This window comes from Lactococcus cremoris subsp. cremoris NBRC 100676, from assembly GCF_001591705.1.
In the GTDB taxonomy this organism is placed as follows: domain Bacteria; phylum Bacillota; class Bacilli; order Lactobacillales; family Streptococcaceae; genus Lactococcus; species Lactococcus cremoris.
Window position 1 is genome coordinate 1 of record NZ_BCVK01000047.1, and the last position, 22,904, is coordinate 22,904.

At 36.6% G+C, this 22,904-nt stretch carries 23 protein-coding genes, 1 tRNA gene and 1 pseudogene; 3 read left to right on the forward strand and 22 right to left on the reverse strand.

The features are described 5' to 3' along the window. The 15 genes and pseudogenes from LLA01S_RS08820 to LLA01S_RS08890 all read right to left on the reverse strand — a co-directional run. Positions 1 to 325: pseudogene (locus LLA01S_RS08820) on the reverse strand (hypothetical protein); the annotation flags it as partial. Continuing rightward, the gene (locus LLA01S_RS08825) at positions 322 to 810 is read right to left on the reverse strand and encodes a hypothetical protein (protein ID WP_015082083.1); all 489 of its coding nucleotides are present in this window, start codon (positions 808 to 810) and stop codon (positions 322 to 324) included. The gene LLA01S_RS08825 and the pseudogene LLA01S_RS08820, both read right to left, overlap by 4 nt. Positions 811 to 812: 2 nt before the next feature. Continuing rightward, entirely contained in the window at positions 813 to 1,211 is a 399-nt protein-coding gene (locus LLA01S_RS08830) for a DUF4288 domain-containing protein (protein WP_011675518.1), read from the reverse strand. Next, positions 1,192 to 2,049 (reverse strand): hypothetical protein, encoded by an 858-nt coding sequence (locus LLA01S_RS08835; RefSeq protein ID WP_061778174.1) that lies wholly within the window; start codon positions 2,047 to 2,049, stop codon positions 1,192 to 1,194. The genes LLA01S_RS08830 and LLA01S_RS08835 overlap by 20 nt, the downstream gene beginning before the upstream one ends. A gap of 211 nt (positions 2,050 to 2,260) precedes the next feature. Beyond that, entirely contained in the window at positions 2,261 to 3,868 is a 1,608-nt protein-coding gene (gene pyrG / locus LLA01S_RS08840; RefSeq protein ID WP_011675516.1) for a CTP synthase, read from the reverse strand. Positions 3,869 to 4,145: 277 nt separating this feature from the next. Beyond that, the gene (locus LLA01S_RS08845; RefSeq protein WP_021165924.1) at positions 4,146 to 5,282 is read right to left on the reverse strand and encodes a pyridoxal-phosphate-dependent aminotransferase family protein; all 1,137 of its coding nucleotides are present in this window, start codon (positions 5,280 to 5,282) and stop codon (positions 4,146 to 4,148) included. Further along, a complete protein-coding gene (locus LLA01S_RS08850) occupies positions 5,283 to 5,825 on the reverse strand; it encodes a TIGR01440 family protein (RefSeq protein ID WP_011675514.1) in 543 nt (180 codons plus the stop codon). After that, on the reverse strand, positions 5,806 to 6,306 hold the full coding sequence (locus LLA01S_RS08855) for an ECF transporter S component (RefSeq protein WP_015082080.1): 501 nt from the start codon (positions 6,304 to 6,306) through the stop codon (positions 5,806 to 5,808). Before LLA01S_RS08855 ends, LLA01S_RS08850 begins: the two co-directional genes overlap by 20 nt. 39 nt (positions 6,307 to 6,345) lie before the next feature. Then, positions 6,346 to 7,134, reverse strand: a complete 789-nt coding sequence (locus LLA01S_RS08860; RefSeq protein WP_031286631.1) for a bifunctional hydroxymethylpyrimidine kinase/phosphomethylpyrimidine kinase — start codon at positions 7,132 to 7,134, stop codon at positions 6,346 to 6,348. Positions 7,135 to 7,167: 33 nt separating this feature from the next. Continuing rightward, the gene (gene truA, locus LLA01S_RS08865) at positions 7,168 to 7,929 is read right to left on the reverse strand and encodes a tRNA pseudouridine(38-40) synthase TruA (RefSeq protein ID WP_061778175.1); all 762 of its coding nucleotides are present in this window, start codon (positions 7,927 to 7,929) and stop codon (positions 7,168 to 7,170) included. Between the two features lie 143 nt (positions 7,930 to 8,072). Next, positions 8,073 to 8,146 (reverse strand) — tRNA-Arg (locus LLA01S_RS08870). 183 nt (positions 8,147 to 8,329) lie between these two features. Beyond that, positions 8,330 to 9,709 carry an LCP family protein gene (locus tag LLA01S_RS08875; protein ID WP_032950883.1) on the reverse strand — a complete coding sequence of 460 codons (1,380 nt, stop codon included), beginning with the start codon at positions 9,707 to 9,709 and terminating at the stop codon, positions 8,330 to 8,332. 104 nt (positions 9,710 to 9,813) lie between these two features. Then, complete coding sequence (locus LLA01S_RS08880; protein WP_011675509.1) at positions 9,814 to 10,332, reverse strand: GNAT family N-acetyltransferase; 519 nt, start codon at positions 10,330 to 10,332, stop codon at positions 9,814 to 9,816. Continuing rightward, positions 10,329 to 10,775 carry a tRNA (adenosine(37)-N6)-threonylcarbamoyltransferase complex ATPase subunit type 1 TsaE gene (gene tsaE, locus LLA01S_RS08885; RefSeq protein ID WP_011675508.1) on the reverse strand — a complete coding sequence of 149 codons (447 nt, stop codon included), beginning with the start codon at positions 10,773 to 10,775 and terminating at the stop codon, positions 10,329 to 10,331. Before tsaE ends, LLA01S_RS08880 begins: the two co-directional genes overlap by 4 nt. A gap of 158 nt (positions 10,776 to 10,933) precedes the next feature. Then, positions 10,934 to 11,632: a hypothetical protein gene (locus LLA01S_RS08890; protein ID WP_011675507.1), complete on the reverse strand. Its 699-nt coding sequence runs from the start codon at positions 11,630 to 11,632 to the stop codon at positions 10,934 to 10,936. 111 nt (positions 11,633 to 11,743) lie between these two features. Between LLA01S_RS08890 and LLA01S_RS08895 the strand changes: the two genes are divergently transcribed. Next, entirely contained in the window at positions 11,744 to 12,511 is a 768-nt protein-coding gene (locus tag LLA01S_RS08895) for an alpha/beta hydrolase (RefSeq protein WP_061778176.1), read from the forward strand. Between the two features lie 57 nt (positions 12,512 to 12,568). Here LLA01S_RS08895 and pgmB read toward each other — a convergent pair whose 3' ends face one another. The 4 genes from pgmB to LLA01S_RS08915 all read right to left on the reverse strand — a co-directional run bounded on the left by pgmB (position 12,569) and on the right by LLA01S_RS08915 (position 17,938). Continuing rightward, complete coding sequence (gene pgmB / locus LLA01S_RS08900) at positions 12,569 to 13,234, reverse strand: beta-phosphoglucomutase (protein WP_061778177.1); 666 nt, start codon at positions 13,232 to 13,234, stop codon at positions 12,569 to 12,571. Positions 13,235 to 13,386: 152 nt separating this feature from the next. Continuing rightward, positions 13,387 to 15,696 carry a glycoside hydrolase family 65 protein gene (locus LLA01S_RS08905; protein WP_061778178.1) on the reverse strand — a complete coding sequence of 770 codons (2,310 nt, stop codon included), beginning with the start codon at positions 15,694 to 15,696 and terminating at the stop codon, positions 13,387 to 13,389. A gap of 66 nt (positions 15,697 to 15,762) precedes the next feature. After that, a complete protein-coding gene (locus LLA01S_RS08910; protein ID WP_021212834.1) occupies positions 15,763 to 17,328 on the reverse strand; it encodes a PTS transporter subunit EIIC in 1,566 nt (521 codons plus the stop codon). 145 nt (positions 17,329 to 17,473) lie between these two features. Further along, positions 17,474 to 17,938, reverse strand: coding sequence for a PTS sugar transporter subunit IIA (locus LLA01S_RS08915; protein ID WP_061778179.1), 465 nt, complete (start codon positions 17,936 to 17,938; stop codon positions 17,474 to 17,476). A 110-nt stretch (positions 17,939 to 18,048) separates the two neighbouring features. Between LLA01S_RS08915 and treR the strand changes: the two genes are divergently transcribed. Next, a complete protein-coding gene (gene treR / locus LLA01S_RS08920) occupies positions 18,049 to 18,765 on the forward strand; it encodes a trehalose operon repressor (RefSeq protein WP_014572071.1) in 717 nt (238 codons plus the stop codon). 73 nt (positions 18,766 to 18,838) lie between these two features. On the opposite strand, the gene glmM is transcribed toward treR, so the two are convergent. From glmM to cdaA, 3 genes are read right to left on the reverse strand one after another with little or no spacing between them, the layout of a single operon-like run. Next, positions 18,839 to 20,197, reverse strand: coding sequence for a phosphoglucosamine mutase (glmM, locus tag LLA01S_RS08925; protein WP_061778180.1), 1,359 nt, complete (start codon positions 20,195 to 20,197; stop codon positions 18,839 to 18,841). Between the two features lie 44 nt (positions 20,198 to 20,241). Then, positions 20,242 to 21,201: a CdaR family protein gene (locus LLA01S_RS08930; protein WP_061778181.1), complete on the reverse strand. Its 960-nt coding sequence runs from the start codon at positions 21,199 to 21,201 to the stop codon at positions 20,242 to 20,244. After that, positions 21,191 to 22,069 (reverse strand): diadenylate cyclase CdaA, encoded by an 879-nt coding sequence (cdaA, locus tag LLA01S_RS08935; RefSeq protein ID WP_011675498.1) that lies wholly within the window; start codon positions 22,067 to 22,069, stop codon positions 21,191 to 21,193. Before cdaA ends, LLA01S_RS08930 begins: the two co-directional genes overlap by 11 nt. 199 nt (positions 22,070 to 22,268) lie before the next feature. Here cdaA and LLA01S_RS08940 point away from each other — a divergent pair. Next, positions 22,269 to 22,904, forward strand: a 636-nt coding sequence (locus LLA01S_RS08940; protein WP_061778182.1) for an IS982 family transposase, incomplete at its 3' end; no start/stop codon positions are given.

Genomic DNA, 22,904 nt, shown 5'->3' on the forward strand with positions numbered 1-22,904 from the left:
GTTTCAATTCATTACCATTAATATGATCGTTTTCAAACTGTTTCAAAGCGTCTGTTAAAAATTGTTCATTTTCAAAAGAACGACCATTTTTCTGTTCTTCATATGCTTCAAAACCATTGATATAATCATTATCCTCATCAACAATGACTAATCTCATTTTAAAATAATCAATAGGATTCTCTTTAAAACCTTCCAACTTTTTGTAGCGTAAAATAGCTTCTTTCAGTTTTTCTAAGTTAGAATAATATCCTAATAATTTAAATTCATATTCTACATACTTATCATGCTCATGACTAAGACGATAAATAATTTTCTTGTCCATCATAAAATCCTCTCTTGAAACTGGCAGTCAAAAAAATCAATTCCCATATTCATTATTTCTTTTAATTTTAATATTTCCTCTTGCGACCAAACAGGAATGTACTTTTCATCTTCGGGTCTTATCAGTAAATTTAGTCCAAAAAATAATTTATCATAAATACCAACATACAGCTTATCGTCGCCAATAAAATCTTGTTCAACTGAACGCATTGCATCATTAATAATGTTCCAAAAATCAAGATATAAATTATAATTTGAAACATCATTTTTAACCATTAAATTTTTTAATTCAATAATATTATATGTACTAACATCTGAACTCGAAAGTTCAATTTTATTTTCAGCACAGTATTTTTTGACTGATTGTAAATTTGAAAAAGAAAGCAATTTTTCACCATGAGTAAGCAAGCTATCTTTGATATCTGAACACCATATACAATAAGTTTCTTTATTTTCCATCAAAAAGCGAATTAAATAATATTCTTTCATTTTTACATCTCTTTATCTTCCCATACGTAATCGGAATAAAATTTATTAACAACATCATCAATACTCGCATTTGCAGGCATTTCAAGAAAGCGACTATACACTTCTTGAAATGGTAAAGAAAATTCTATATCCTCGCTAATTTCAAATACATCAATTATTTTTGCAAGTTTCCAAATGACCATTTCTCCAAACTCATTAGGGTAAATTTCCTCATTATTTTGCACCAAATTACGGATAAAAATTAAAAATTTCTCTTTATCTCTTAGTAAGTTTTCAGAAATGGAAATCAAAATAAGGCTCTCTTCAAAAAGTTTGTGGTCTTTAGTAACGACAGGGTTTTTGATAATTGCCTCTTTTAGAAGCACAATAGAATATACGTGTTTATTTTTTGAATCGTCCATCTTGTAATAGTTTCTTGGCCTTTCTAGCGACTGCGTTTCCTTTATCAGCAGCATTTTTGATATCTTTCCATTTTTTATTGAGATATTCTTTAGGAAACTCTCTACGGATGCTTGCTTTTCTTAGTTTGGAAATAATTTCGTCCGCTGTCATTTCATCTTCGCCATCTTTAGCTGTCTTTTTTGATGTGGTAGGCTTAGCTTTTGCCTTAGCTTTCGCTTTTTCAGCCTCAACTTTTGCTCTCTGCGCCGCATTGAGCCGAGAGGTAACCTTATTCCACTCCTTGTTGTTCTCGTTTATCATAAGACCGCCTACGATAATCGTGGCGCCTGTCACAAAAACTTTTCCGATTATCGGAAGTGCGGCAACGAATATTGGTGCAGCAAGGGGGAAAATACGCAAATCATAGTCAAAATGTATCTGACCGTTTGCGTCCACTGTAAACTCTGGCGCATTAGGTGCGAGCGTCATTTTGTCAAGAAGGGCATCAAATTCTGCGTTAGAGTAAAATTGTCCGTTGATTGTGACACCATCATCACTTACAAAAGATTTTGGGCTGGGTTTTGGAACAATGGACATTGACGGATAGACTTGGTCTATCATATCGCTCAAAGTCCCCGTGAATGAAGGCGGTGGTGTCGGTTCTGTCGGAGCTTGCTTTTGCTCGGAATTTTTAACTTCTGAACTTTGAGCGTCCGACGTGGCAGATGATGAACTGGATATTTCCGTCTGCCCTGTTTCATCTGCTTTGACTTTTAGGATGCTAAACTCTCCTGCGTAAGGGATAAGCAGAAAAACAGTAAGTAAAACTAAGCTGATTTTCCAATGAAGTTTTTTCATGTGTTTTTCCTTTTTTTAGTTTTTATAAAAAATAGCAAATCATTATTTGTAATTTTTATAACTACAAACCCCATGGTTGAGCTATTCTTGATTTTATAAGCTCATTGTACCACAAAGAAAATTATAAGACAATATTTTATTTGTAATATTCTGATTATTTAAACAAAATAAAAAACTCTCCTGAGTTAAGGAGAGTTTTACAAGTTTTAGCTTATTTACTATTTTCAACAGCTACACGAATAAATTCTGTGTAGAGTTCTTCTGGACGGTTGGGACGTGATTGTAATTCTGGGTGATATTGACATGCCACGAAGAATTTTTTATCAGAAAGTTCAACAATTTCAACCAAACGGTTGTCTGGTGAAACTCCTGAGAATACGAAACCAGCTTTTTCAAAGTCTTCACGATATTTGTTATTAAATTCATAACGGTGACGGTGACGACGTTGAACCACTTCAGCATCATTGTAGGCTGCTTTAGCGCGTGAACCATTTTTCAATTTTGCTGGGTAAAGTCCAAGACGTAATGTTCCACCCATGTCTTCAACATCAACTTGGTCGCGCATGATGTCAATGACTGGATATTTTGTTTCAGGGTCCAATTCAAATGAATGAGCTCCTTCAAGTCCAAGAACATTACGGGCAAATTCTACTGCTGTCAATTGCATTCCAAGACAAATTCCAAGCATTGGAACGTCATTTTCACGCGCATATTTGATTGCTGCAATCTTACCTTCTGTTCCACGTTGACCAAAGCCACCAGGCACGATAATTCCAGCTGCGTCTCCAACAAGTTCAGCAACATTCTCATCGGTCACATCGTTGGCATTGACCCAGTTAATATCAACTTCGGCATCAGATGCATAGCCTGCATGTTTAAGAGCTTCAGTCACTGAAATATAAGCATCTGGCAACTCTACATATTTACCAACCAAAGCGATTTTCACTTTTTTCTTAAGATTCATGACATGGTCAACCATTGCTGACCATTCTGCCATATCTGCTTTTGGTGCATCAAGTTTCAAATGGTCACAAACGATTTGGTCCATATTTTGTGCTTGAAGGTTCAATGGAATTTGATAAAGATGTTCCACATCAAGTGATTGAATCACTGCTTCTGGTGCTACGTCACAGAACATTGCAATTTTATCACGCATTTCTGTCGTGATCGGCACTTCACTACGTAATACAAGCATGTTGGCTTGAATACCATATTCACGAAGTGTCTTAGTCGCATTTTGTGCGATCTTAGTTTTCAATTCGCCAGCGGCACGCAAGTGAAGAATTGGAACAGTGTGAATGTACATGACATTGTCAGCACCAACTTCGGCTTTCATTTGGCGCAAAGCTTCAATAAATGGCAAGCTTTCCATATCACCAACAGTCCCACCAACCTCAGTGATAATAATATCAGCATCAGTTGTTGTTGCTGCACGTTTGATTTTTTCTTTCAACATGTTAGTCACATGCGGTACCATTTGGACAGTTGCTCCGAGATATTCTCCTTTACGTTCTTTACGAAGAATCTCACTGTAAACTTTACCGGAAGTAACGTTTGAATATTTATTTAAATTGATGTCAATGAAACGTTCATAGTGACCAAGGTCAAGGTCAGTTTCAGCACCATCATCAGTAACAAAGACTTCACCATGTTGATAAGGACTCATTGTCCCTGGGTCGATGTTAAGGTATGGGTCAAATTTTTGGACAGTGACTTTAAGTCCACGGTTTTTAAGCAAACGACCGAGCGATGCCGCTACGATCCCTTTACCCATTGACGAAGTACCACCACCAGTGACGAAAATATACTTAGTTGACATCTAAATCTCCTCTTATCTTTTTACAAAACAGAAATAACTGGGAAAAACAAAAACAGCTCCCCAGAGGGGAGCCTACCGTTACTGATTTTTTTATAATAAAAAACCAGTGCCCGAAAATAATTATATCTGATTTTTCCTTTTTTGTCAAAAGTCTGTTTTTAATTTTTTATGAAGCCCAGTAATATCGGGCATTTCTATTTTTCCTTTTTTGTAATCAGTAGATTTTAATGACGAAATTGCCAGATTTTAGCTTCTACATTTTTTATCATTACCTTTTTCACTTAAGTGCTTGCAAAAAATCTTCCTGTAAGCTCGTTTTAAATTTAAGACCTGATTCTTCTAATACTTTTTGAAGGGCATAGAGGCTATAAGCCACTTTGCTAGTTCTAGCATTTTCACCCATATGTCCAATGCGCAAAACTTTACCAGCTAAACGGTCAAAAGAACCTGTTATCATCACTTGATAATCTTGGCGCATTTTTCTTAAAAGTTCTTGGTCATTCAGACCATTTGGTACTTTTATAACACTGACAGTATTAGAATAGCCGTTTTGTAAATAAAGTTCTAATGGGGAGTTCTTTATCGCTTTTCTTGTGGCTTTACCAATCATCGCATGGCGCTTCAAGATTTCTTGGTCAAAAAGAATATTGTCTACGGCTTGGTCTAATCCATAAATGTCTGAAATTGGCATTGTGTAAGGAAACCATTTTTTTTCATAATAATCTTTAAAAGTCAGGAGATTACAATAAAAACTCGCAATAGGGCTTTGTCTATTTTCCATTGCTTGGTAAGCAAGAGGAGAGATAGAAACAATCGTTAATCCAGGTGGAGCCGATAAAACTTTCTGTGAGCCTCCAAGTGCAATATCAATTTGCCAATTATCTACTTGTAAATCTTCGCCTCCCATGGCAGCAACGGAGTCTACAACAGTAAGAATTCCATATTTTTTGAGAAGGGGACAAATCTTGGAAAGGTCATTTAATACACCAGACGGCGTATCACAATGAACAATTGTAGCATATTTAAAATCATGGTCTTTTTCTAAAAATTTTTCTAAAATTTCTATGTCAAAGGCTTCTTTTTCTGAACTTTGAAGCAATAGAGCTTGGCCACCATATAGTTCAACAAATTCAGCGAATCCATGACCAAAGATACCATTATCAAGAACAAGTACACGGTCGCCTGATTCAGTCAATGAAGCACAGGCTGCTTCCAAACCTAAAATTCCTTCCCCCGCCAGAATTCTAAGGTCATTTTTAGTTTTTAAAAATTGAGCAAGTTTATCGCAAGTCCTTTTATAGAAATCATAAAATTCTAAATCAATATCTGGATTTGTTGTTACTTTCGCTCTTGCTAGACGAACATTTTCAGCCACAGCGGTTGGACCCGGGGTCATGATTAGCATCTCTTTCATTTATTCATACCTCGCACGTTCTCCACCAATAAGTTTAGGACGTGATTTGAGGGACGTAACATGAGCGCCACCTAGTTCTTTTGAAATCGGACGTACAGGGATTTGCACGTGTTTGACATGCATACCAATACTTGTATCCCCAATATCCAAACCTGCTTGAGCAACGATGTGCTCTACTTCGACAGGAGATTTAAAAAGTTGGTAAGCTGCAACTTGACCACTTCCTCCAGCATGAAGCTGAGGAACAACAGAAACAATTTCCCAGTCTTTTTTGTCAGCTAATTCTTCTTCAATGAGCAAGGCTCGATTGAGATGTTCACAAGCTTGAACGGCTAAATAAATTCCCTTGTCAGATAGGGTCTTGTGAATAACAGAAACGATAACCTGACCTATTTCGGCTGAACTTGCATGACCAATCAGACCACCATTGACTTCAGATGATGAGAGTCCAAGCACAAAAACCTGTCCTGATTTAATCTCTGTTTGTTTCAAAACATCATCAATAATTATTTGTGTTTCTTCTTTAAGCTTTTCTAAATCCATTTAAAATACCTGTCCTTTCAATAAGTGGGCTTAAGACTTTAGCCAAAACAAAGCCAACGATAACTTGGACAATATTGACCCAAAGTCCAGCAATGGCCGAACCCCAGCCATACATTAAGCCACCAACAATAAAGTACCCTCCAACCATAACTAGAAGACTCAGCAAAAAGTTGAGCCATTTATATCTTGTCAAGCCAGCTAGATAGCCTTGGCCTCCATGAATAATCAGGCTGAAAAACATATAATTACTAAAGCCCGCGGTCAAATCAAGAAGAAAAGCTGCAAAGCCCCCAATTATTGCTGCCTCTCGTTTGCCAAAAAGAAAGACCGCTGTATAAATTCCGACATCCAAGAGGGTTAAAATATTTCCTGCCGAGCCAGGGATTGGAAAAGTAAACAGGCGACCAAGAACAAAGGTAATAGCTGTCCAAATCGCAAGTAAAGTTAATTTTTTTATATTTTTGTTGTCCATGAGTTTCATCTCCTAATTTCCCTAGAAGTTTGGTTTGCTTTTGGAAATTTACTTTTTATTTTGAAAAACACCAAATTCATTAGAATTTTGAATAGCTTGATAGACGAAGTCTTTTGCTTTTTCGACCGAATCTTTAAAAGAATTTTCCTCAGCCATCTGACTTGCAATAGAAGAGGCAAATGTACAGCCAGCTCCATTATTGTTTTTCTTTAAAAGCGGACTTGCTAATTGATAAAAATCTTTCCCATCATAAGCAAAGTCAATCGCTTGTTTTTGATCAAATCGATTTCCACCTTTTATGATTACATTTTTGGCACCAAAACGATGTAAAAGTTTAGCTGCTGCTTTCATATCTGCCTCAGTTTTTACTGACAGCCCCGTTAGAATCTCTGCCTCTTTTAGATTTGGCGTAATGACTGTTGCTAGTGGAAATAATTGGCTGATGAATAGTTCGCGCATTTCACTGACAGAATAGTCTGCATTTTCTTTAAAAACAATAACCGGATCTAAGATAATAGGCACTGGCGATTTTACTGACAGAGCTGTCAGCCACTTTTTCGTCATCTCTAGTATTTTTTTATTAGGTAATAAGCCAATCTTTATAGCTGAAAAATCAATATCAGTCAAACTTTCAAGTTCTTCTTGGAAAATTTCCTCATCTACGGGGTGAACAAAAAACTTGTCTTCTTTGACGGTTACAATACTTGTTAAAGCACAAAAACCATATAAGCCATTTGCCGCAAATGTGGCTAAATCTGCTTGCATTCCGCCTCCAGAAAGAATATCTGAACCTGCAATTGTTAGAATTTTTTTTGTTTGTGCTAATTCCTCTGCCATTTTCTCTCCAGTAATTTTTATTAAAAGTATTTTTTAAATTTCATTTATTGGTTCATATTTGACTTCTTTAAGATATAAGCCCTCAGGCGCTGCTGTTGGTCCTGCAAAATTTCTATTTTTGCTGGTCAAAATCTTATCAATTTGACTGACAGGCATTCGGTCATTGCCGATTTTAATGACGGTACCAACCATATTTCGGACTTGTTTATACAAAAAACCATTACCACGAAATATAAATTTGAAATTTTCTTTATCAAGTTGAATAATTTCTGCTTGATAAATGGTTCGCACCTTGTCATCAACTGATGAACCAGAGGCAGTAAAACCCGTAAAATCGTGTTGACCAACTAATTTTGCCATTGCTCCTTGCATCAGTTCAAAATTAAGCGGATAACGAAAATAAGCTTTAGAATGTCTGTGAAAAGGGCTACGAGTCACTGAATTTTCCAAATAATACTCATAGGTTTTTTCATGTTTTTGGTATCTTGCATGCCAATCATCTGGGACAAGTTCTACTTTTTTTACCGCAATATCTGCTGGTGTCTGAGTGTCTAGCCCAAAACGCAAGCGCTCCAAATCACGCGCTTTGTCATTTAGGTCAAAATGAATCACTTGACCAAAGGCATGAACTCCTGAATCCGTTCTGCCAGAGCCTTGTAAAATAACGGGCTCAAAAGAATTTAATTTGCTTAATACTTTTTCAATTTCTTCTTGAACTGTGCGTTGATTTGTTTGGCTTTGAAAACCTGCAAAATCGGTTCCATCATAGGCTATTGTGGCTTTGTATCTTGTCATTTTTCTATTATAGCACAATTTTTCATGCGACTTTATTTTCTTTTTTTATGGTGGTTTATCCTTTTTCAATATGGACTTTGACAATTCTAAAAAATGGCATAAAAAAATGCCCCACTACGAAGGTGGGGCGAGGTTTGGCACCATGATCCGAGGGGGATTCGAACCCTCGACCGTTCGCTTAGAAGGCGAATGCTCTATCCAGCTGAGCTATCGGACCAAATGTAAGAGAGACAGCTCGACTGGATAGTGAGGAAGAAAATTTAAATTTTCTTTATTCACAACCTCGAAGATATACTTCGAGCCAGCTGAGCTATCGGACCAATTAATTTCTGTCAGTAAATTTATTAAGTTATAAATCACTGACAGAAACAAGTTTATCATATTCTCTTACTTTTTTCAATTATTGACCTGTGCCGTATCCTCCAGCAGTGGTATCATCTGTTCCATTACCATAAGTAGTCGTATTATTACTATTATTATAGCCATCATTGTAAGTATCATTTTGCTGATAGGTCGAATCAGAACTTGATGTTACTGTAGAGTCACTTGATGAGCTAGAGGAGCCTGAACTTGAGTCCGACTGAACTGAGCCCCCACTTGTCGAAACATAATTTCCTGAGTTTTTAGAATTCAAAGAAACAAGATTTCCTTGAGTATCTACTCCGTAAGTTTCTGTTGTCTTTCCTTTTTCAGTCACAGTAGCTGAAGGTAGATAGTAAAATGGTGCTGTACCTGAACCAAATACCGATTCATAAGTAATCAAGCTACTTGGTAAAGTCGTTACAGTTGATTCATCAAGCGATTTCTTCATGATATTTTGCATCGCAAGGTAGATATCTGTCGGCATAAATTGATAGGAAGTTCCATCAACCATTTCGCCTATTCCTTCATATTGGACAGAAACTACTTTATTAAAGCAATCTTTGTAGCCTAATAAAGAAGTAATCGTTGAGGCATTAATTGGAATATTGGTTCTAAAATCTTTTGAAGCTTCATTCAAAAATTGCTCATAGCGAGTAATATTATCTAAAGCCAAGACTTTTTTCATGAGAGCGGCGATAACTTCGCGCTGATGAGCAGCCCGACCGTAGTCTCCATTTGGCAAATGATGACGGTCCCGAGTATAAACTAAAGCTTGGTCCCCATTAATGTGTTGTTTTCCTGGTGGAACTTTCGCAGTGTATTGCGGCTCTGTATCTGAGATGTATAAGGTTTGACCCGTAGTATTGTTAATATCAATCCCACCTACATTATCAACCATATTGACTAAACCATCAAAATTTACAGTTGCAAAGCTATCAATATTAATACCCGTTTGAGCTCCAATTGTCTTCATGGCATAACTGACAGCATTTTTCAAACCATCAGAAGATGACCCTGAGTTATAACCTAGGGGATAAGCTGCATTCATTTTTTGTTTAGAGACGATGTTTCCGTCACCATCCAAAATATTAGTCATTGTATCACGTTCAATTGAAACCATTGTTGTCGTGTGCGTTTTAGGATTAAGTGTCATCAGAATCTGTGAGTCAGAATTCCCATTCCAAGAATCGGAAGTCCCACGACCTTCGCCTCCTGTATCGACTCCCATAAGTAGGATGGTCAGAGGTTTAGTCTCCTGAATGACTTGTTCTGTTTGTTTATTCCCAGCATTCGTGTAAGTCATTTTAAAGGCTTTTGTTGTACTGTTTAAGACGGTTAATGTATATCCGCCCGCAGCAATTGCCGTTACTAAAATGATACTTCCTAGCATGAGAAGTGTTTTTATCCAAAGCTTCATATTAGCATTATATCAAAATTCTGATTTTTCACAACAAAAAAAGAAAAATTAGATTTTAATTTTTCTTTAATTATATTTAGTTTTACTAACAAAAAGGTCAGTCATTAGTCAAAAAATAATACATAGTCGCAAATATCAATGAATTGACCATTTTCATCTCTTGCCCCCCATTTTTTGGTGGCTTCTAATGCAAAATCAAATTTTTCATAAAGATGTCGTGCTTTATGATTGCGTGCTTGGACAGTTAATTCTAGCCGTTTGATAATCCCAACTTCTTTTATCCAGTCAAGAGCATCTTCTAATAAAATCGAGCCAATCCCATAGCCCTGAAAATCTTGGGCCACAGCGATAAAGAGTTCTGCGATATGGCGAACTCGATAATGATAATCTGCTGTCAGGTGTAAAACTCCAGCAATTTCCTCACCAACGAAAGCAATAAAATAGGCATTATTGTCCTTTTCGGCTTGTTGATTTAGAAACTCTGTCATTCCTGCTTCGGACATCAGAATTCCTACTTCATCAATGGTCAAGAAATTACTTTCGGCACCCACTTTGTTAAGAAAGTCAATTACTTTTGGGCTATCTAATCCGCTTGCTTCTCTGACAATTAGTTCTGTAGTCATAAATTATTGATAAGCTCCTCGTATCTTTTTCCATGTGCTTTCAAGATAATCTCGCGTTCTTGGTCATTGATTAAATCTGGAGAATACTTATCAAAAATGACTTCAAGATAATTTTCTGGCAAATCAGCTCCGAGCATTTCCCCCCACTCAATAACTGAAACGCCATCACCAAATAAATAATCATCCAAATCAAAACTATCTGGATCATCACCAATTCGATAAACGTCCATGTGATGAAGGGGAAGTCGACCATCAAGTGTTCTTACAATTGTATAAGTCGGACTTTTAACCATTTGATGAATATCTAAACCTAGGGCCAATCCTTTGGTAAAAGTCGTTTTCCCAGCTCCAAGTTCACCGGTTAAAACAATCACATCTTGTGCTTCTAATTTTCTTCCCAATTTTTGAGCAAATTGTAACATTTCTTCTTCGTTAAATTTCATGATTTTATTATATCACATCCCAGATTGGGAGCCGATAAAGCAAAGACTATAATTTTTTTGCTGAGCTTCAGTAGGTTTGTACACAATTAATTTATTAGTGTAGTTTATTGAACCCCTCTCATAAATTTGAGCAAAATAAAAAACCGTTAAACGGATTTTTATCTTCTTCTGCGACGATACTCTTTTTGCTGCTTTTTATGATTTTTCAAAAGTTCATCCGCTTGTAAATTTATTTGTTGAGTTTCTGTCAGTGGATTTTCATGATTTTGCGTTTTATCTGAATTCACTGGTGAATCTGTCAGTGAACTTGAAAGAGCACTGCCATTTTTAGGAGCTTTGGTTTTACTGACAGAACTTTTTTTCTTCCCTTGACCACGCAAATGACGAACGAGAGCAATAATCCCCCCTATAATTGTCACTGACGCCGACAAACTTGTTAGCGTCATTAAAAGAATATTATTTCCTTTAGCATTATTATTGACCGTTTCATTGATAATCGTTGTTGAATTTTTAGTTTCTTTTTGACTTCCAGAGTTTTTATCTGTTGAATTATCCCGACTTTCGGCTACTGGAGGAGTTTGATTCTGATTTTGCCCATTAGTATCTGTTTGATTTTGCGCAGTTGTACTAGTCTGTGTTTGACTTTGACTTGTCGAATTTGTCCCATCACTAGAACTTGTATTTTGTGAACTACTACTTGCCGAATTGCTTGAGCTTTGACTTGTAGAATTCCCTGTGGAACTTTGAGCAGTTGTCTCTGCTGAACTTGCTGATGTCCCTGTTGCTGTTTCTCCATAAGCAATTGTTCCAACATTAAGCAGACTGATTAGTCCTATGCCATAAATAATTTTCTTCATACTAAAATTCTATGATATTTTTCTTAAACGAACTTAAAATATAGGAATGTATTAAATAAACATCGAGTCTGTTTCATATTTCTTTCATATTTTTTTTGGTACAATAAACCTATGAATAAATCAACGTTTTCTTTGAATGATACTCCTTGGGTTGATTTTTATCAACTTCAAAATCCACGTCCAGAAGAAAATTATACTTTTCCAGCCATCATTATTTGCCCAGGAGGTGGCTATCAACATATTTCCAACAGAGAAGCTGACCCACTTACGCTTGCTTTTCTTGCACAGGGTTATCAAGTTTTTATTCTTAACTATACAGTGATGAACAAAGGAACTGATTATAATTTTCTCTCTCAAAATATTACTGAAGTTCAGGCGGTTTTTGCTTTGATTAATCAACATCATGAACAATGGCAAATTAATCCCGAACATGTCTTTTTACTTGGCTGTTCAGCTGGAGGACATTTAGCCGCTTGGTATGGCAATTCTGAACAAATTTATCGACCAAAGGGTGTAATTCTTTGTTACCCTGTTACTTCCTTCACTTTTGGTTGGCCAAGTGATTTATCACATTTTAACTTTGAAATTGAAAATATTTCAGAATACAATATTTCAGAAAAAGTGACTTCGGCTACACCCCCTACTTTCATCTGGCATACCGCTGATGATGCAAGTGTTCCTATCTATAACAGTCTTAAATATTGTGACCGCCTGTCCAAACACCAAGTCCCATTTGAAGCTCATTTTTTTGAAGCAGGACCACATGGCATTTCCTTGGCGAATCGGACAACAGCCCCTTCTGATGATTATTGTCTTGAATCAGTTCATCGTTGGTTCTCTTGGGCCTCAGATTGGTTAGAAAGACAAATAAAAAATTAAAATGCCCACTCAACTGGGGCATTTTTTTGACAAAATTTTGGTCGTTTTAAATAGAAACTATCCTTTTTCTTTTAACCAAACTTCTTTAAGAAAATCCAAAGTATAATGAGAATTGTCAGCTACAACGACGATATCATTTCCCAAATCCTCTGGTCGCCCAACTCCAATTGGTAGCGCCCCTGAATCTTTAATCGCTTGAATTCCAGCTTGAGAATCCTCTAAACCAATTGATTCGGTCGGTTTTACACCAACGGCATGAGCTGCCACAATAAAAATATCTGGAGCTGGTTTAGATGCCGCAACTTCTGCTGGATCTGCAATCGCATCAAAATATTCAGTCAAGGCCATCCCTTCCAATAAAAATGGCCCATTTTTTGAGGCAGAAGCTAAAGCAATCTTGATATGATTAGAACGCAAATCTTTGAGTAATTGTAAGATTCCGGGATAAACAACAGCTGGGGAAACATCTTGAATCATAGTCACATAGTTATCATTTTTTCTTTGAGCTAGTGCCTTAAATTCTTCTGCCGATACTTTTTTGCCAGCCAAATCTAAAATTTTCTGTAGAGAATCTTCACGAGAAACTCCTTTAAGTTGCTCATTGAACTGACGATCGACACCATTAATGCCAATTCCCTCAGCTAAAGCTTTCCATGCTCTATAATGATACTCTGCGGTATCTGTAATTACGCCATCTAAATCAAACAATACTGCTTTAAACATCTTTTTACCTTCTTTCTCGTCATTTTAAAATTAATTTTTTAGAATGACTTTCCAAAATTACTGACAGAATTTTTTTCATTTCTGTCAGTAATTTTTTTATCAAAAAATAATTGTAAATCCTTGTATCAAAACTTTATTAAGAGCAAAAACATTTATTTTAAATCAAAATTAGCTTGTACTCCTGCTTTTAACTGAACTTCCTCATCATAAACTTTAATCAGCAAGTCTGATGAAGCTGTCAGTAATAATTGACCTTTTTTAATCAAAATTTCCACTTGACAACCTTTGAAAATTTGACTGAATTTCAATTTGGTCCAACTTTTTGGTAAATGCGGAGCAATTGAAAAGTATCCATCACGTAGTGTTAAACCGGCAAATTCATTTTGAATCACTTCAAGTGTTTCTCCCATAACCCCAATGTGAACCCCTTCGGCCGTGGTTCCGCCTTGAATATCATAGTAATCACTTCCAATCGCAGTGATTAAAAAGTCAAGCGCTTCATCAAAATCACCCAATTTGACATCAATCCCAGCAAAAACTGGACGTGATGTCGTTGAACCATGAACAGTTCGTGCAAGATAATAATCACGATTAACTTTCAACCAATTTTTGGGTAGCTCATAACCTAATTGTTTGACCAATTTGGTCACATGTTCATGATCCAAATTGTACATTAACATCAAGGTATCAGCTTGTTTAGCCACTTGATATTCGTCAGGCGAAATTCCCTCAGCCTTCATCAAACGGTCAATCCGATGAATATCGCCATATTTTGCTTCATAAGCTGCAAAATCAACTTCTTTAAGCTCAAAATACTTAGCATATTGGGCAATCACACCATTCTCATCAATATCTAAATAAAGATTTTCCCGAACTTTTTGTGACTCTTCAAGCAAATCTGCTGGAATTTCAAAACCTTTCACTGACAGCTCTGTCAGCCAATTTAACTGCCAAGTCAGCATCAAATTCGTATAAGCATTATCGCAAATACCACCTTCTTGCCCTGGATAAGCCTCATGATATTCATCAGGACCCATGACACCAGCGATATGATAGCGGTTATCAGCACCCAGCTCGGCTTTATTTAACCAAAACTTCGTGGTTTCAATGAGCAAATCCAATCCACCGTCAGTCAAAATACTTTCATCATCTGTCAGCTGTAAGTAAATCCACAGATTGTAAACAATAGCTAAGCTGACATGTCTTTGACGGCGACTATTATCTGGTTCCCATTCATTATTTACTGTATTCAAATGAACAAATTGTGCCTGTTCATCCCCAATTAAGCCGGATTGCCAAGGAAACATTGCCCCTATTTCTCCATCAAACTTTGCATTTTCCTGTGCAGCAGTCAATCGATTGATTCGGTACAAAAGCAAATCACGCGCTGTTTCTGATTCATTCGCCGCATAATAAGGCAGAACAAAAATTTCATCCCAGAAAATATGTCCTCGATAACCTTCACCAGTCAATCCACGCGAACCTACGGACGCATCTAAAAACTGATTAGCACCGTGTTGTGCCGCTTGGCGAATATGAAAAATATTCATTCGCACCATTCTTTGCAAATCCGCATGATCAGATTCGATGACAATATCGCCATCCTGCCATACTTTCTCCCAATAAATTGCATTATTTTCCTGAATTTTACTGACAGAAGTTGCTGCCAGTTCTGTCAGCACAAATTCAACAGGGTTTTTGGTTTCATAAGAACTAGCAATAACAATCGATTTTTCAAACTGAACTTCTTGGTTTTTTAGTAAATCAACTTCAATGGATTCTTTAAAAATTTCAGAATTTCCAGATTCTACTTTTTTCAATGGCTGACCATTTAAATAAGTTTTAGTCGCAACTGCTAATTCTATGTCCGTCGTTCTAGTTTTTGCCACCAAAAGTCCATCAGCAATTTGAGTCACTTCAAATTCTTTGCTGTCAAAAGCCCGATAACGTTCAACATTTTGATTCAATACCGAACCATCAATAAAAGTTTCTATTCGCAATTTTCCAGAAAAATCAGCGATGATTTCTCCAACGAATCCAAAATCGTGAAAATGAATGGGATCAACAAATTTTGTGGTCACTAAAGTCAAACTTCCCTTGGCTAAACTGACATTATAGCTCTCAATTTGCAATCCATTTTTGAAATCAATCGAAGAATTTTTCTCAATTGCTGACTCAAAGTCAACCAATTCATTATCAATATAAACTTTAATCAATTGTGGATTTGGCCAATTGACCATATCTTCATTGATGACATCATGACCTGCAACCTCTGTACTTGTGTGATTAAAGACCCCTGCGACATAGAGTCCCGGATAATGATTATCCGAACAAGTTGCCCACAAAGGCGCCCCACGAAGCCCTAAATAACCATTTCCCAATGACATTAAAGATTCTTGCCCATAAGAACGCTTCCCTACTTCTTGTTTGTCATATTGGATCATCCAATCTTTATCAGTCATTTCTCCCCCTTTATTAAACTAAAGGAAGCAGAATTTATTCGCTCTGCTCCCAAACAATTCTGTTAATTATTTTACAGCATCCTTAAATGCATTTTTTTGTTCAACTCCTTGTCCCATGACGTCAGTATCCTTGTAACCAAAGAACCAAACTAATAAGAAAGTGGCAACAGCACATACCGCAGTGGCAATCCAGAAGAGCATTAAGTTACCCGCAGGTGCATGATGCGTCAATGGATTAGAGATAAAGTTAGGAAAACCAATCAATGACCCTGAAAATCCAAACATTTGTAAGCCACCAAATCCGGCAATACCAGCACCAATTGCTGCACCAATTGAAGACATGATGAAGACACGAACATATTTCAAGTTAATTCCGTACATGGCAGGTTCAGTTACTCCACAAAAAGCCGAAATGGCAGCTGGAGCAGAAAGTCCTTTAAGGTCAGCTTTTTTAGATTTAAAGAAGACAGTCAAGGCACCAACTCCTTGCGCAAGCATTGTGAAGCTAACAATCATATTAAGTGAGCTTGCTCCTGTTGCTGCCAACTCTTGTGAAATAAGTGGTACAACCAACCAGTGCAAACCAAAGATAACCAAACATTGATACAAACCACCGACAATAATACTTGCAATCCCTAAGTTTAATGACAAGATATGGTCAATAACGAATGACAAACCAGATGAAATTGTTGAAATAACAGGACCAACCAAGAGTAAAACGATTGAAGCAGTGATAAAGAAAGTAATCATCGGTTGGAAAATTGGACGCAAGGCAAGTGGTAAAACCTTTTTCAACCAAGCATTCAAAGGTTTAGCGATTGCTACCGCCACAATGATTGGGAAAATTGTATAGGCATAACTTGGCAAAGCAACCGGAATTCCAAAATAGCTCGTATTAAAAGTGACTCCAAGGAAATTTGCTACTGGAGCTGCTGCTTCAACAACAACATTTTTACCGGCCGCATTTGTTCCAACATGAGCATTTACCAAGTTAGTAATCCCTGGATTAATCATGAAACCACCAACAGCAGCACCAATAAATTGTAAAATAGTATCTTTAGGCGCTAATTGTTTTGCTGCTGAAAATCCTACTAGAACAGGTAAGAAATAAAATGGTGTCATTGCAAGAGTTGAGATAATGACGTAAGTTGAACTTGCAGGGTCAATCACTTCAATTAAACGATTTCCTTTAACAAAGATACTTAATAATCCATTAATCATCCCACCAGCCGCAAGTAAACCAATAATTGGAATCATCGAACCTGTAATTGTCCCAATGACCACTTGGAAAGCATGAACAATTGGATTTTGTTTTTTACCATTAGCCGGTGCTGTTGCAGCAAGTGCTTGCGCCGTTGCATCCTCATCAACAACTGAATCTCCAAGCTGTTCAACAACCTCATCATAAACATCTTCTACAGCTTGTCCAATAACTACTTGATATTGATTCAAGTTTGAGTTATAAACAGCTCCAGCGACACCAGTTAAGGCTTCAATCGCCGCCGTATCTGCTTTATCTTTGTCTTTCAAGGTAAAACGAAGACGAGTGATACAGTGAATAACTTTTGTGACATTCTCAGCGCCACCTACATTTGCGATAATTTCTGTCGCAAGTTGTGAATAATTTGCCATAAGTTCTCCTTTTACTTCATTATTTATGAAGTATTTCATAATATAAAATAATAATTGACGAGTTTAATAGTCACAAAATTTATATACAAAGCCCTCGTCTTCTTTGTCCTATAAATGGATTAACCTAACCTTAAATTTTTATTCTTTATTTAACACTTGCCTTACCAAGTTCACTTCCAGAAGTAACTGGTCCATAATTGACATTGAACTCAGAGAGTTTATCTTTTGTATTTGTAAAGATAACCATTGTCGTTTTATCTAAACCTGCAGCTTCAATCTGTGCCCAATCAACGCTTCCAAGCTCATCACCACCATTGACAATATCATCAACTTTGACCTTGATTTTAAAAGGAAGACCTTTAAGAGCCACTGTATCAATTCCAAGATGTAAAAGTACATCTAAGCCATCAGCACGTTTAAAACCAATTGCATGTCCTTGAACCGGGGCAAAAATTTTATTTTCTTTTGGCTCAACCGCGAACCCGTCTCCCATTATCTTTTTTGAAAATACGGGGTCGTTGACTGTTGAAAGGTTGATAACTTCCCCAGAAACTGGAGCATAAAGGCTTTTATCATCTCTCAATTCTTTCTTTTTTCCTATTCCAAACATAAGAATCTCCTATCTTTTGCAGTTGTACGTACAAGTTAACAAAATCATTGTATCACATAAAAACGTTTTCAGCAATCGTTAACAATTATTTTTATGATAAAATATAAAGTATGAAGAAATATGAAGTGATTTTGCAAGATTTAGAAAAAAAGATTTTTAATGATATCTATAAAACGAACGATATTCTTCCAAGCGAGAATGAACTTTCTATTAGTTATGAAAGTAGTCGTTCAACCGTCAGACAAGCTTTAAAAATTTTAGAAGAAAAAGGGCTCATCCAAAGAAGACATGGCTATGGCAGCATTGTCCTCGCTCACGATCGGCTCCTTTTCCCTATTTCCGGCTTAACTTCATATAAAGAATTGCAAACTTCAATGGGTTTTCACAGTGAAACTGAAGTAATAAAATTTGAAAGTATAAAAATTACCCCAGCTCTTTCAGAAACTACTGGATTCGCCATCGGTGACCAAGCCCTTAGTATTCTTAGAAGAAGAAAAGTAGATGGTAAATTTTCCATTTTGGATTGGGATTTATTTTTAGAAAAATACGCTGATGGTTTGACCCCCGAACATGCCCAAAATTCTACTTACGATTATTTAGAAGGGGCTTTGGGGCTTGATATTGCCTATGCCCAAAAAGAAGTTACCATTGATTTTGCTTGTGAAGATGATTTTACATATCTTGATTTAAATCCGAAGGACCATCATGTTGTTTCCGTGAAATCTCATGTCTATCTTGCCGATAATACACTTTTCCAGTATACTGAATCACGACATCAGGTTGACCGTTTTCGTTTTACAGAGTTTGCTAGACGCCAAAAAAGATAAAAAAACTCTACCACAGTAGGTAGAGTTTTAGGATATGAAAAAAGACAAGAAGAATATTCTCCTTGTCTTTTCTTTATTTCACACCAATTTCCGCTTCAACAACTTCAACAATTGTATCCACAACATGCTCAACTTGTTCATGAGTTGGAGCTTCAGCCATCACACGTAAAAGGGGCTCAGTACCTGAAGGGCGAACTAAAATACGTCCTTTACCATTCATTGAAGTTTCCATTTCTGAGATAACTTTCTGAATAGCTGGCACATCCATCGCTGATTTCTTAGCTGCATTGTCTTTTACACGAACGTTAACTAATTTTTGAGGATAAATTGTAACTTCACTTGCTAATTCAGATAAAGTTTTACCCGTTTCACGCATTACTTTTAATAATTGAATAGCTGAAAGTTGACCATCTCCAGTCGTGTTGTAATCAAGGAAAATCATATGACCAGATTGTTCACCACCGAAGTTGTACTTATTTTTCTTCATTTCTTCAACAACATAACGGTCACCAACAGCTGTAATTACTGAATTAATTCCTGCTTCTTCAAGTGCCAAGTGGAATCCAAGATTAGACATTACTGTTGTTACTAAAGTATCTTGTGCTAATTTACCTTGTTCAAGAAGATACTTCCCAACGATAAACATAATTTTATCGCCATCAACAATTTCACCATTTTCATCAACGGCAATTAAACGGTCAGCATCCCCATCAAAGGCAAGTCCGAGGTCACTTCCTGTTTCGACAACTTTTTTAGCCATCGCTTCAGGATGAGTTGAACCAACTTTAACATTGATATTAAGTCCATCAGGATTTTCACCAATCACTGTTAAATTAGCTTTCAAATCCGCAAAAACGGCACGTGCTGAGGTATATGAAGCACCATTCGCAGTGTCAAGCACCACATTATAACCTTCAAAGTCACCTTCAGCCGTTGTTTTTAAGAAAGCTTGGTATTTACGAACGCCTTCAATATAATCATGAAGCATTCCCAAACCTTGAGCTGATGGACGTGGCAAAGTATCTTCTTTGGCATCAATCAAAGCTTCGATTTCGAGCTCTTTTTCATCTTCTAATTTGTAGCCATCTCCACCAAAGAATTTAATTCCATTATCTAATGCAGGATTATGACTTGCCGAAATCATAACTCCAGCAGAGGCTCCATCTTTTTTTACCAAATACGCAACACCAGGTGTCGCTATGACTCCCAAATCATAAACTTCAATCCCAACAGACAAAAGTCCTGAAATCAAACTACTCGCAAGCATTTGCCCAGAAATTCGTGTATCACGGCCAACATATACTTTGGGAGTTTCCAATTCGTGTTGACTGAGAACATAGCCTCCAAAACGACCAAGTTTAAAGGACATTTCTGGCGTTAATTCAACATTTGCTTCTCCGCGAACACCGTCTGTTCCAAAATATTTACCCATTTTTATTGTCTCCATTTTTTATTCTTTTTATATGTTATCAAAAATTAGATACCGATTTTTACCGGGGTCAAAGTAACTTCAACCTCTTGCGGATCTATACTTACTCCTGCTGCATGTAAGGGAACTGTTATTTTTGTTTCTTTCACAATGCCTGTAATATCTACTGTGCCTTCTACACTATTAATTGCTTCTAAAGCACTTTTTTCACCCGACAAAGTAACATTTTTATCAGAAATTTTCGTTTTCACTTCTGATAAAGTCTTATCAAGTGTTCCTTTTTGTGTTATTTTAACTGGAACATCTTTTGTTAACTTATTCACTGTAACTTTTAAATGTGTTGTTGAAGGTTCAATTTGTGCCGGTAGAATTTTACCTGCACTATCTACGGCGTGAAGAGTTACTGTGCCTGAATAGTTTTCTGTTAAATTAACATCATTCGGCAAAGCTGCTTCAATTGCATAGATTTTTTGAATACTTTCATTTCCTGCGGTAACCTTAACTTTTTCATCACTAACAGTAAGGCTATCTATCGTAAATCCTTCTGGAAGTTGAGTTGAATCAGCTTTTGGGGTCACTTCTAATTCTTTTTTAGCTTTATCTTCCACCGTAATATTCATGGTTTTAGGCTCAATTGTTGCCGTCACCCCACCTGGAAGTTGTTCAATTCTGATTGGAACATCAAATTTACCAGTTTTCAATTTTGTTAAATCAACACTTAAAAAGAAATTTCTAGTATCTGAGTTTTCTTCATTGGTGATTGAAAGTCGATTATATCCTGATAAATGAACTGTTGCACTGCTGTTATAACCACTGACAAAGTATTTATTAGAATTATACTTTAATTCTACTGGAACATTATTAATTGTTGCGGTGTAAACTTCACCAGATTGGTTGGTTCCTTGATTGCGAATAGATGTAGCGTTAGCATTAAAGAAAAGCACAATTGCAAAGAAAACAGAAGCTAAAATATAAAATGTTTTGGAATTAAAAAATCTATTTGCCATTTTTCTTTTCCTCCACCTTATTTTTTCTAATTCTTCCTGTTCCTCTCACTGTTTTTTCAACTTTAGGAACTAAGATTGCGACTAAAATATCATGAAATTTTTCTTTTGAAATATCGGAAAAAAACTCGCCATTATGTGCTACTGAGATTCCGCCAGTTTCTTCTGAGACTACCAAAATCAAAGCATCTGAAACCTCAGAAAGTCCAATTGCAGCCCGGTGTCTTGTCCCAAACTGTTTTGAAATGCCTGACTTCTCAGTCAAGGGAAGGTAGGCACTTGTCACGGCTATTTTATTTCCCTGAACAATGACTGCGCCATCATGCAATGGCGTATTGGGAATGAAGATATTAATAAGTAGTTCACTGGTAATATCAGCATCTAACCGAATTCCGGTACTTACAAATTCATTCAAGTTTTGTCCTTGCTCAATCGCAATCAATGCCCCAATCTTTCGTTCAGACATGTAAGCAAATGACTTTTCATAAGCTGAAATGTGACCATCTAAGCTCCCTTTTTTTGTTGGTGTAAATAAAGTGGTTGTTCTTCCCAAGCTTTCAAGTGCTCGCCTAATTTCCGGTTGAAAAATGATAACTCCGGCAATAACCCCGTAAGTGATGACTTGATTGAGTAGCCACTCAACTGTTGTAAGTCCAATAAGTCCAGCAATAATTCTAATAAAAATGAAAATAATCACACCACGAACAAGCGTCATTAATTTTGTTCCTTGTACAAAGCGAATCGCTTGGTAAAGGAAAAAACTGACAATTGCAATATCTAATACGGCAATAGCAATCCGCAGAGGTGATTCATTCAATTCAAAAATTTTTTGCCAAAATTCAAGGTTAAAAAATTGATTGAAGTCGGTCAAAAGTTCCCCCTCCTTTTCATATCGTTACTTTAATTATACCAAAATTTTATATTAACTGCTGTATTCCCATATAATGATTAACGGTAAGCTTGATATATTTGTTATTTATACCCGAATTGCTAGTTAAGTTCATTGGAAAATAAATAAGTCGTGCTATCCTAATCTTAAACCACTAAGCATTAGAAAGCGCACGACTTATATGACTTATAATAGCACACTCCCAAAAGTTTTTGTTTATTTACTGACAACCATTGAGACGCTTTATCAAACGAGGGTTCCCCTTGAGGTTCAAAACCGAAAGAACGTCCATCTCGCAACATCAGGTTGCTTAGTTATCGCTTGTTACCTCTGGGGCGTACTGCATTTTAGTGAAACGCTTAAAGCTAAGCACCAACTTGCTCAAAGTTTATTTCCTAATTTCCTAGAATATTCTCGCTTTGTCCGCCGTTGTAATGCCCTCTTACCGAGTATCCAAGTCATTCGCCAAGCACTCGTCTTTAAAGAGGTTGAAGGAATTAGTGTATCCATTATTGACAGCTTCCCCATTCCTTTGTGTCAGCCTATTCGTAATTTCAGAAGCAAAGGTCTTGGAGATTATGCAAATGTTGGCTACAATGCTACAAAGGGACAGTACTTCTATGGATGTAAATGTCATGCTTTAGTCAGTGAATCAGGCTATGTCATAGACTACACAATTACTCCTGCTTCAATGGCTGATAGTTCAATGACCGAGGAAGTGTTGAGTCAATTTGGGACACCAACAGTCCTTGGAGATATGGGATATCTAGGTCAGTCACTGCATGATAGGCTGAAATTAAAAGGAATTGATCTAATT